The sequence below is a fragment of the Citrobacter sp. wls714 genome, assembly GCF_005281025.1.
GTDB lineage: Bacteria > Pseudomonadota > Gammaproteobacteria > Enterobacterales > Enterobacteriaceae > Citrobacter > Citrobacter werkmanii.
Genome location: NZ_SZWZ01000064.1, coordinates 174,002 through 185,138 on the forward strand (window position 1 = coordinate 174,002; position 11,137 = coordinate 185,138).

Here is an 11,137-nt window from a genome sequence, read left to right on the forward strand (position 1 = left end):
TTTTTAATCATAGACCGAACCAACGCTTTCTAGCGCGCGGCTTTCAACAATAGCCAGATAAATACCGGGGCCCCCATGGTAGCCGTCACCACGCCGATGGGCAGTTCAGCCGAAGCCAGCACCAAACGCGCGACAACATCGGCAAACAATAACGCGATTGCGCCAGCCAACGCGCAGCCAGGCAGGAGAACACGGTGATCGGTTAAACCACACAACCGCAAAATGTGTGGGATAACCAATCCAATGAAACCAATCGCGCCCGCCAGAGCCACGCTTACGCCGACCATCCATCCCGTGGCGACCACCAGCAGATTGCGCCAGAACCATAATGGTAACCCCAGTTGGCGCGCAGACGTTTCCCCCAGCGCCAGCATATTCATCGGCTGAGACTGACAGCAGATCCATATCAGTACGGGGATCAACGCCACCATCAGCCAGGCCTGATGCCAGTCTACGCCGCCAAAGCCACCCATCATCCAGTACATCAGTTGTCGTAAGTCAAAAGAGGTGGAAAAGTAGATGGCCCACGTCATCAGCGCGCTACAGATAATGCCCAGCGCCACTCCCGCCAGCAGCAAGCGACTGGTAGACAAATGCCGACGGGCAAAGCGTAACAGAATGAGAGTAATAATCAGCGCCCCGGCGATGGCGCATAAACCCAACGCCCAGCCGGGAAGTTGCCCCTGGCCGAGCAGCACCGCAGCGATGAGCCCAACTCCTGCGCCGTTAGACACGCCCAGTAGACCCGGTTCCGCAAGTGGATTTTCAAAGAGGGCCTGCATTACCGCACCGGATAAGGCCAACGCAGCGCCTACCAGCAAAACGGCGAGGGTACGAGGAAAGCGGATTTGCCAGACGAACAGATCGCCGCGGGCGCTGAACCAGTCGCCGGGAGCGATCCATTGTTCTCCTGCGCACAAGCTTAAAATCGTTGCCAGTAACATCAGCACTGACAGAGACAGTATCCAGCGCACGTTTCGTCGCTGCTGTTGATGGGCGAAAGTCAGCATGTTTTCCATTCTGCTGAAAAGAGATGGGGGTGATTCTACGGTGCTGTTTCGGTAGTGAAAAGGAAAAAGGCCGCAGAGCGGCCTTTTTAGTTATATACGTCATGCTTTGCGCTTGGCAGCGCAAGTAACTTAACGAATCGTTAAATCACTCTTCTTTGGGCGTTGCGTTTTCAACCCGGCTTTTTAACTTCTGTCCGGGTCTGAAGGTCACCACGCGCCGTGCTGTAATGGGAATATCTTCGCCCGTTTTCGGGTTACGGCCCGGACGTTGATTCTTATCACGCAGATCGAAGTTACCAAAACCAGAGAGTTTTACCTGCTCACCATTTTCCAGAGCACGACGGATCTCTTCGAAAAACAGCTCGACCAGTTCTTTGGCATCCCGCTTGCTAAGCCCAAGCTTATCAAACAGATATTCTGACATTTCAGCTTTTGTAAGCGCCATAGGTTCAATCCCTCAATGATGCCTGGAATCGCTCTTTTAATGCCTCTACACATTTGGCGACGGTAGCGGCAATCTCCTCTTCTTCAAGTGTACGGCTGGTATCCTGAAGGATCAGGCTGATAGCGAGGCTCTTATAACCCTCCGCAACACCCTTACCGCGGTACACGTCAAATAAGTTTACGCCAACTACCTGATTTACGCCAACTTTCTTACACTCGGATAAAATATCCGCAGCGGGAACGTTTTCTGCCACAACGACTGCGATGTCGCGACGGTTCGCTGGGAAGCGAGAAACTTCACGCGCCTGAGGCACCACGCGGTCTGCGAGCTTGTTCCACTCAAGTTCAAATACCAGAGTGCGACCGTTCAGATCCAGTTTACGTTCCAGTTCAGGATGAACAACCCCAATGAAACCAATACGTTCACCTTTCAGATAAATCGCCGCAGACTGGCCCGGATGCAGTGCTGGATTCGCTTCAGCTTTGAACTGAATGTCCGCCAGTTTGCCGGTCAGGTCGAGAACCGCTTCCAGATCGCCTTTCAAATCATAGAAATCAACGGTCTCTTTTGCCAGATTCCAGTGTTCATCATGACGGTTACCGCAGATCACGCCTGCCAGCATCAGATCCTGACGGATCCCAAGGTTGGCCTGCGTATCCGGTACGAAACGTAAACCCGTTTCAAAAATACGCACACGGTTCTGCTGACGATTCTGGTTATACACCACCGTTGACAGCAAACCGGTCCACAGTGACAAGCGCATTGCTGACATATCAATAGAAATTGGGCTTGGCAGCAGCAGCGATTCTTCACCCGGATGCAGCAACGCCTGAATTTTCGGGTCGACAAAGCTATAGGTGATCACTTCCTGGTAGCCTTTGTCATTCAGCATGGTTTTTACACGTTTCAGCGATAAATCCGCTTCACGATGCTCACCCATGATCAGACCTGCCTGAATTGGCGTATTCGGGATATTGTCATACCCGTATACACGGGCAACTTCTTCGACCAGGTCTTCTTCGATTTCCATATCGAAACGCCAGCTCGGCGCTACCGCTTTCCACTCATCCTGACCTTCCGTGACGTCACAACCCAGACGACGCAGAATATCACTCACCTGGTCATCAGCAATATGGTGTCCGATCAGACGATCCAGTTTGCTGCGGCGAAGCGTAATCGTCGCGCGTTTTGGCAGCGTCGCTTCGTTGGTCACATCAATAATTGGACCGGCTTCACCGCCGCAGATATCAATCAGCAAACGGGTAGCGCGCTCCATCGCTTTGTACTGCAGCGCCGGATCGACACCACGCTCATAGCGATGAGAGGCATCGGTGTGCAGGCCATGACGACGTGCGCGACCGGTAATAGACAGCGGGCTGAAGAACGCGCATTCCAGCAGGACGTTTTGCGTTTCGTCATTCACGCCGGAATGTTCGCCACCAAAGATGCCGCCCATGGCCAGCGCTTTGTTATGGTCCGCAATCACCAGCGTATCCGCATTCAGTTTCGCTTCGCTGCCGTCCAGCAGAACCAGGGTTTCCCCCTCTTTTGCCATACGAACAACAATCCCGCCTTCGATGCGATCTTTGTCGAACGCATGCATTGGCTGACCCAGTTCGAGCAGCACATAGTTGGTGACGTCAACGACTGCATCAATGGAGCGGATGCCGCAGCGACGCAGTTTTTCTTTCATCCACAACGGAGTTGGCGCTTTAACGTTGATGCCTTTCACAACGCGGCCCAGATAGCGCGGGCAGGCTTCCACTGCTTCGACCTGAATCGGCAGGACGTCGCTAATGGTTGCGGCTACAGGCGCGATTTGCGGCTCAACCAATGGAGCCTGGTTCAGTACAGCCACATCACGTGCCACACCGATGATACCCAGGCAGTCGGCGCGGTTCGGCGTAACGCTGATTTCGATGGTGTTATCGTCAAGCTTCAGGTATTCGCGGATATTGGTGCCAATTGGCGCATCGGCGGGCAGTTCGATAATGCCGCTATGATCGTCGGAAATGCCCAGCTCGGAGAACGAGCACAGCATGCCTTCAGACGGTTCACCACGCAGTTTCGCCGCTTTAATTTTAAAGTCGCCCGGCAGTACGGCACCCACGGTTGCCACAGCCACTTTCAGGCCCTGACGGCAGTTCGGCGCGCCACAGACGATATCCAACAGGCGGTCGCCGCCTACATTCACTTTGGTGACGCGCAGTTTGTCAGCGTTCGGGTGCTGAGCGCACTCAACCACTTCACCCACCACCACGCCGTTGAACGCGCCCGAAACAGGTTCCACACCGTCAACTTCCAGACCCGCCATCGTGATTTGGTTTGACAGCGCATCGCTATCAATCGCCGGGTTTACCCATTCGCGTAACCACAGTTCACTGAATTTCATTGTTTTATCCTGCCTTTATTTAAACTGTTTGAGGAAACGCAGATCGTTTTCGAAGAAAGAACGCAGGTCGGTCACGCCATAACGCAACATGGTCAGACGCTCCATACCCATACCGAATGCAAAGCCAGAGTAGATCTCCGGATCGATACCCACGTTGCGCAGCACGTTCGGGTGAACCATCCCGCAGCCCAGCACTTCCAGCCATTTGCCGTTTTTGCCCATCACATCAACTTCCGCAGAAGGTTCGGTGAACGGGAAGTAAGAAGGACGGAAGCGAACCTGCAGGTCTTCTTCAAAGAAGTTGCGCAGGAAATCGTGCAGCGTACCTTTCAGGTTGGTGAAGTTGATGTTGGTATCAACAATCAGCCCTTCCATCTGATGGAACATTGGAGTGTGCGTCTGATCGTAGTCGTTACGATAAACGCGCCCAGGGGCGATGATACGGATCGGCGGCTGTTTTTCTTTCATGGTGCGGATCTGCACGCCGGAAGTCTGCGTACGCAGCAGACGGGTCGCGTCAAACCAGAAGGTGTCGTGGTCAGCACGTGCCGGATGATGGCCAGGAATATTCAGTGCGTCGAAGTTATGATAGTCATCTTCGATTTCCGGACCGGTCGCCACGGTAAAGCCCAGCTCACCAAAGAAGCTTTCAATACGGTCGATAGTACGTGTTACCGGATGCAGACCGCCGTTTTCGATACGACGTCCCGGCAGTGAGATATCGATCGTTTCTTCAGCCAGACGGGCATTCAGCGCAGCACTTTCTAATTCGGCTTTACGTGCATTCAGTGCTTGCTGTACCTGCTCTTTGGCTTCGTTTATCACCGCACCTGCTGCCGGACGCTCTTCTGGCGGCAGCTCGCGCAGGGTTGTCATCTGAAGGGTCAAGTGCCCTTTCTTGCCCAAATATTCGACGCGGACATTGTCTAACGCGGCAACATCTGAAGCCTGGTTAATGGCGGCCGTTGCACTGGCAACCAGCTCTGCGAGATGTGACATGGTTTTCCTCGTTATGTGGCGATATTCACTAGTCGCTCGTATATACGCAAAATCATTTAAGTTGTATCAAGGCGGCAAAAGAGCAAATCCTCAGGAGCGTACATCAGTACGTGACTGGGGTGAGCGAATGCAGCCAATACAGAGACAACTTGAAGGATGACGCGTATAAAAAAAGCCTCCACCAGGGAGGCTTTTAGGCGCTGTTTTCCGTTTCTTCTTTCACGCGCAAGCCTCCTGAGTTCAGGTGCTAAAGTAAAAGAAGAAGCGGAAAATAGCAGCATTCATGCTTGCGTTACCTTGTGTGGTAAAAACCGGACAACCTTTATTGAAAAGGCTTACGGGTAAATTGTCAACCAATTGATTGCCCTACAATAAAAGAGAGGGAGCCAGGCTCCCTCTTTTCACCGGCTTATGCCAGAGCTGCTTTCGCTTTTTCAACCAGAGCGGTGAACGCTACTTTGTCGAATACTGCGATGTCAGCCAGGATCTTACGGTCGATTTCAACAGAGGCTTTTTTCAGGCCGTTGATGAATTTGCTGTAAGAAATACCGTTCTGACGTGCTGCTGCGTTGATACGCGCAATCCACAGTTGACGGAACTGACGCTTTTTCTGACGACGGTCACGATAAGCGTACTGACCAGCTTTGATAACAGCCTGGAAGGCAACGCGGTATACGCGAGAACGCGCACCGTAGTAGCCTTTAGCTTGTTTCAAAATTTTCTTGTGACGTGCACGGGCAACTACACCACGTTTTACGCGAGCCATATGTGCTCTCCTGTATCTATATTCTTAGTAAAAAATTAATTAAACGTTAACGGCTTATGCGTACGGCAGGCACGCGATAACCAGACCCAGATCGCCTTTAGAAACCAGGCCTTTTGGACGCAGGTGACGTTTACGCTTAGTAGATTTTTTGGTCAGAATATGACGCAGGTTTGCGTGCTTACGCTTAAATCCACCACCACCGGTTTTTTTGAAGCGCTTAGCAGCACCGCGTACGGTCTTAATTTTTGGCATTTTAATAACTTCCACTTCGCATTGTTAATAAACGAAACGTAGGCGAACAACGGCTGTGGAACCCGCAGGCTCCACAGACATTGCTACTTGAAGGCCTTACTGTTTCTTCTTAGGAGCGAGCACCATGATCATCTGACGGCCTTCGATCTTCGTAGGGAAGGATTCGACTACTGCCAGTTCACTCAGATCGTCACGGACGCGGTTGAGCACTTCCATACCGATCTGTTGGTGGGCCATCTCACGACCGCGAAAACGCAGCGTGATCTTAGCCTTATCGCCATCTTCCAGAAAGCGTACCAGGCTGCGGAGTTTTACCTGGTAATCGCCATCGTCGGTGCCAGGACGGAATTTAATTTCCTTAACCTGGATAACTTTTTGCTTTTTCTTCTGTTCCTTAGAAGACTTACTCTTTTCATAAAGGAACTTGCCGTAGTCCATAATACGACAAACTGGCGGTTCGGCGTTAGGGCTGATTTCAACTAAATCTACTCCAGCTTCTTCAGCTTTTTCGATTGCTTCTCTCAGACTCACAATACCCAAAGCTTCGCCTTCCAGACCTGTTAAGCGAACTTCCAGGGCGCGAATCTCGCCATTGATACGATTCGGACGTGCCGTTTGAACTCGTTTTCCGCCTTTAATACCTTATTCCTCCAGTTGTTGAAGACTGCGGCTGCGAATCTCTTGTTGCAGCTTCTCAATCACTTCATTTACGTCCAGGCTGCCCAAGTCTTTGCCACGACGGGTGCGCACGGCAACTTTGCCTGCTTCAACCTCTTTGTCGCCACAGACCAACATGTAAGGGACACGACGTAAAGTGTGCTCGCGGATTTTAAAGCCTATCTTCTCATTTCTCAAGTCTGCTTTTACACGAATGCCCGCATTTTGTAGTTTCTGCGTTAATTCGTTAACGTATTCAGACTGAGAATCAGTAATGTTCATGACCACAACCTGAACCGGCGCAAGCCAGGTCGGGAAGAAGCCAGCGAACTCTTCGGTCAGGATACCGATGAAACGTTCCATCGACCCAAGAATTGCACGGTGAATCATAACCGGCACCTGACGCTCGTTGTTTTCGCCAACATAAGAGGCGCTTAAACGGGACGGCAGAGAGAAGTCCAGCTGTACAGTACCGCACTGCCATGCACGATCGAGGCAGTCATACAGGGTAAATTCAATTTTCGGACCGTAGAACGCGCCCTCACCCAGTTGGAACTCAAACGGGATGTTGTTTTCTTCCAACGCAACGGCCAGGTCAGCTTCAGCACGGTCCCACATTTCATCGCTACCGATACGTTTTTCGGGGCGAGTGGACAGTTTGACAACGATCTTCTCGAAGCCAAAGGTGCTGTACATATCGTAGACCATACGAATACAAGCGTTAACTTCATCACGGATCTGTTCTTCAGTACAGAAGATATGCGCATCATCCTGAGTGAAGCCACGAACACGCATCAGACCGTGCAGCGCGCCTGACGGCTCGTTACGGTGGCAGCTACCAAACTCAGCCATACGCAGCGGCAGATCGCGATAAGATTTCAGACCCTGATTAAAGATCTGTACGTGACCCGGGCAGTTCATGGGCTTAATGCAGTATTCACGGTTCTCTGAAGACGTCGTGAACATCGCATCTTTGTAGTTATCCCAGTGACCTGTTTTTTCCCACAGCACGCGGTCCATCATAAACGGACCTTTAACTTCCTGATACTGGTATTCTTTCAGTTTCGAACGAACGAAGACTTCCAGTTCACGGAAGATAGTCCAGCCATCATTGTGCCAGAACACCATACCCGGCGCTTCTTCCTGCATATGATACAGGTCAAGCTGTTTACCGATTTTACGGTGATCGCGTTTGGCGGCTTCTTCCAGACGTTGCAGGTAGGCGTTGAGGGCTTTTTTATCTGCCCATGCAGTACCATAAATACGCTGCAGCATCTTATTATTGCTGTCGCCACGCCAGTATGCCCCTGCGGTCTTCATCAGTTTGAAGTGATGGCAGAAACGCATGTTCGGCACGTGCGGGCCACGGCACATATCGACATATTCTTCATGATGGTACAAGCCAGGCTTGTCATCATGGGCAATGTTTTCATCAAGAATAGAGACTTTATAGGTCTCACCACGCTTCACGAAGGTTTCACGCGCTTCGTACCAGCTGACTTTCTTCTTAATGACATCGTAGTTTTTCTCAGCGAGCTCGTGCATCCGCTTCTCGAGCGCGTCGACGTCTTCCTGGGTTAACGTACGGTCAAGATCGATATCGTAGTAAAAACCGTTGTCAACAACCGGTCCGATCGCCATTTTGGTGTGCGGCCAGAGTTGTTTGATCGCGTGCCCTAACAGGTGCGCACAGGAGTGACGAATGATCTCCAGACCTTCTTCATCCTTCGCGGTGATGATGGAGAGCTTCGCATCATGTTCAATCAGATCGGAAGCATCTACCAGCTCACCGTTAACACGGCCAGCAATAGTGGCTTTCGCCAGACCTGGACCGATGTCCAGCGCAACATCCATGGGGCTTACAGCGTGGTCGTAATGGCGTTGGCTGCCATCAGGAAGAGTAATAACAGGCATGTTATATCCTTATTTGCAGTGGTGACCCACACGTAAGATCACATACAAAGAGAAAATTTATTTGTTTACAGTAAGTTGTGTAACCATCTAACCAACAATCGCTAAATTGGTACACAATCTGGTACACAAATGAGAAACTGACATCCTCAGCCCCTCACTCGGTAAAATGATGGTAACACTAAAAAAGTGGAGATTGCACCACTCTGTTTCACATTGATTCAAATTGTCTTGCAACAATTGAGGCGATCGACTAAGCGAGAGCAACACAAAGTCTTGCAAACCGATGCAAAGCTTTGTGTGTCCAGTTTTTTATGTAGCGGTCTGGTTTTAAGGCGCAATTATTTAGATGCCTTTTCTTTAAAATCAGACCACTCTGTATGACCCCAAACTACAATCATCACAAAACTAACCCAGAACAGCCATTCCGGGAATCGGCTCTGCCCGCTAAGTATCGATAAAACAGATATCAAAGCACACGCCCTAATAACCCAACGGTTAATTACCACACCATCCTCCAAACAATTGCTGATAAATTATCAGCACCGCCCTTAGAAATTTATACAGTGCTGATAATTATACCAGCACTGTATGCGATGTCGTTAGCCTACATTAAGAGATGTTACATCGTACGTGTACTGATAAGTTTGTGTTGAGGAGCTTCTGTTCCATGAACCAAGATAGCCGCCATAAACCTTACTCGTTGTAAACGAGAGGCTTTCACCGTCACACTCCATGGTATATGAATACTCGTTACCAACCAAGTAGACCCATACATCAAATGGTTTATTCATAAAACCACCTGCTCTGCTTTTCAATGTCCAGTCGGCTGGTTCGCCAGAACCAAGGTACGTCCCCATAGCCAGAGAGCCATCTGATGCTATTCCTACAACAATACCTGTATTCCGGATTGTGCAGAAATTCATGACGAAATATCCATTCGATGTTAAGCCTTTAGTACATCGCAAATGCTGAATAATGGATCCTGCTGGCTCTGAGTGATCAGCTGATCGCGCAAGCCCACCACCTACCATGACGTCCTTTATCATTTGGTCGCTGATGATGCTTGATTTTCTTCTCAATACAGTAGGATTAGTTGCATTGCCAGAAATTACGAGTCGATTTTCAGTGATCCTGACCCCATCAAGAGATACATTACCAAACTGCAATATTGGATACCATACTTTATCCATTCTGGCATCCATTGTAATTGATATCGTATTTAAACCCTTTCTTAATTGACCAACATATGTACTTAGTGTTTTGCCTCCACCAAATATCTTAGAGGCCAAATTCGTATTTTTATACTTCTTACGTGCATTTACTTGTACATTTCTTTCTAAATAAGAAGAATTTGACGGCATATCAAGACCTGACGGCTGAGATATATTAAGCGAATTAGCATAACCTACAACAGCAGTACCTGTGTATGGCTCATAGATTGTTAACGACATATTATCTTCATCACAGTAAACCTGTGTTGTGAATGCTACTGACTCACCATTAGTGGTAACAAGAGGCAAATATCCAGCCATTGCAGTTTCCGATGTAGCTGATGCTGCGCCAAACGTCGGGAAAAGAGCCGTTCCTGATGGGTAACTTGTCGCCGCCCAATATTTACCAGCAGCACTATTCCCCATTAAATCTCCAGGCCTGACCTTTAATGCATACTTTTCACCAAGAGTCTGCATAAACATAGCATCACCCATAGACATATGCCCCAACTCCTGAGGGTGAGTCGTGTCGTATGTTCCTTCTTTTTTAACATAGAACCATTTGTTATCTGTAAATGATGTATTTGACACCCTCGTCAATTCAATACCAAGATTAAAATAATCTAAGCCCAGTTTCTCAGCAATCCATTTTTTTGTTGACTGCTCGAAAGCAACCCTTGCAGGATCATTATCATTTACTGTAACAATACCAACATAGCACCCGTAACCCCACGCCTTTCTAACCATCATATCCAATTGATCGCGATATGTTGCCGTACTAGCCGTGCTATCATTCCACCCATGAGCCAGTAATAAAATTCGCGGTGCTTTTGAACCGTATGCTGAATTGCCAAAAAAACCGTAATCAAAATTTCTATATGCCCACCCATCACTCAACTTTGATGCATTTAATGAGCAATTGAATGTCTGGAAAATCGCGTTTCTAGACCATCTAGATTGCATAACGTTAAGATTTTGCTGGAAATGGTTAACCCACGAATGACTACCACCGGCAAGTCTATGGTTATAAGTCGAAGGAGCTACAAAATTTCCATTTGCATCAATTGGTGGAGATGACCAATCCTGTTTACCCCACGCGCCATCAGAAATAGAATCACCAAGAACACCGATATTGCAGCTAGTTTGATCTCGTACAGCACGATACATTTCTGCTTTAACACTGCCATCAACACCATTAGTTGATTTATCCACATCAAACTGAATATCAGTTCCATACCATATATTTTTAGATATTATTTTTCCTTCGCCAACAAATTTCCTTACGTCGTCGTCAGGTAAAAAATTAACCCTAATCGTAACATCTCTTGGTATATATATTTTTGATGGGTAATCGTAACATGTATCTCTATTATCAACGCTGGTGTCAAAATTTATATTTGGGACGTAGTATACAGAATCTGCACCTTCATACTTGAACTGCCCTCGCATAATCTCAGTTCGCAATGTCGCATCGCCAACACTTAACCATTT

The 11,137-nt window shown here is 48.9% G+C and carries 10 protein-coding genes and 1 other annotated feature; all 10 genes read right to left on the minus strand.

What is annotated here, in order from left to right; translation table 11 throughout:
- Positions 1-29: 29 nt before the first annotated feature.
- Positions 30-1,010, minus strand: a complete 981-nt coding sequence (gene btuC / locus FDX11_RS14150; RefSeq protein WP_042308812.1) for a vitamin B12 ABC transporter permease BtuC — start codon at positions 1,008-1,010, stop codon at positions 30-32.
- Between the two features lie 145 nt (positions 1,011-1,155).
- Complete coding sequence (ihfA, locus tag FDX11_RS14155) at positions 1,156-1,455, minus strand: integration host factor subunit alpha (RefSeq protein ID WP_003030571.1); 300 nt, start codon at positions 1,453-1,455, stop codon at positions 1,156-1,158.
- A gap of 4 nt (positions 1,456-1,459) precedes the next feature.
- Positions 1,460-3,847 carry a phenylalanine--tRNA ligase subunit beta gene (pheT, locus tag FDX11_RS14160; protein WP_042308814.1) on the minus strand — a complete coding sequence of 796 codons (2,388 nt, stop codon included), beginning with the start codon at positions 3,845-3,847 and terminating at the stop codon, positions 1,460-1,462.
- 15 nt (positions 3,848-3,862) lie between these two features.
- A complete protein-coding gene (pheS, locus tag FDX11_RS14165; protein WP_003832580.1) occupies positions 3,863-4,846 on the minus strand; it encodes a phenylalanine--tRNA ligase subunit alpha in 984 nt (327 codons plus the stop codon).
- Positions 4,847-5,011: 165 nt separating this feature from the next.
- Positions 5,012-5,136: a sequence feature (Phe leader region), on the minus strand.
- Complete coding sequence (gene pheM / locus FDX11_RS25275) at positions 5,087-5,131, minus strand: pheST operon leader peptide PheM (RefSeq protein WP_001386830.1); 45 nt, start codon at positions 5,129-5,131, stop codon at positions 5,087-5,089. (Overlaps the previous feature by 45 nt.)
- Before the next feature lie 119 nt (positions 5,137-5,255).
- Positions 5,256-5,612, minus strand: coding sequence for a 50S ribosomal protein L20 (gene rplT / locus FDX11_RS14175; RefSeq protein ID WP_003030578.1), 357 nt, complete (start codon positions 5,610-5,612; stop codon positions 5,256-5,258).
- Between the two features lie 54 nt (positions 5,613-5,666).
- Positions 5,667-5,864, minus strand: a complete 198-nt coding sequence (gene rpmI, locus FDX11_RS14180; RefSeq protein ID WP_003030583.1) for a 50S ribosomal protein L35 — start codon at positions 5,862-5,864, stop codon at positions 5,667-5,669.
- Between the two features lie 96 nt (positions 5,865-5,960).
- The gene (infC, locus tag FDX11_RS14185) at positions 5,961-6,503 is read right to left on the minus strand and encodes a translation initiation factor IF-3 (protein ID WP_048997935.1); all 543 of its coding nucleotides are present in this window, start codon (positions 6,501-6,503) and stop codon (positions 5,961-5,963) included.
- Positions 6,504-6,506: 3 nt separating this feature from the next.
- Positions 6,507-8,435, minus strand: coding sequence for a threonine--tRNA ligase (gene thrS, locus FDX11_RS14190; protein ID WP_032939806.1), 1,929 nt, complete (start codon positions 8,433-8,435; stop codon positions 6,507-6,509).
- A 599-nt stretch (positions 8,436-9,034) separates the two neighbouring features.
- Positions 9,035-11,137: SGNH/GDSL hydrolase family protein (locus FDX11_RS25155; protein WP_170975611.1), on the minus strand; the 2,103-nt coding region annotated here is incomplete at its 5' end.

What these genes read in the sequence shown, in the direction of transcription:
- btuC (WP_042308812.1), bottom strand. Translation starts at nt 1,010, where the DNA reads ATGCTGACTTTCGCCCATCAACAGCAGCGACGAAACGTGCGCTGGATA.
- ihfA (WP_003030571.1), bottom strand. Translation starts at nt 1,455, where the DNA reads ATGGCGCTTACAAAAGCTGAAATGTCAGAATATCTGTTTGATAAGCTT.
- pheT (WP_042308814.1), bottom strand. Translation starts at nt 3,847, where the DNA reads ATGAAATTCAGTGAACTGTGGTTACGCGAATGGGTAAACCCGGCGATT.
- pheS (WP_003832580.1), bottom strand. Translation starts at nt 4,846, where the DNA reads ATGTCACATCTCGCAGAGCTGGTTGCCAGTGCAACGGCCGCCATTAAC.
- rplT (WP_003030578.1), bottom strand. Translation starts at nt 5,612, where the DNA reads ATGGCTCGCGTAAAACGTGGTGTAGTTGCCCGTGCACGTCACAAGAAA.
- rpmI (WP_003030583.1), bottom strand. Translation starts at nt 5,864, where the DNA reads ATGCCAAAAATTAAGACCGTACGCGGTGCTGCTAAGCGCTTCAAAAAA.
- thrS (WP_032939806.1), bottom strand. Translation starts at nt 8,435, where the DNA reads ATGCCTGTTATTACTCTTCCTGATGGCAGCCAACGCCATTACGACCAC.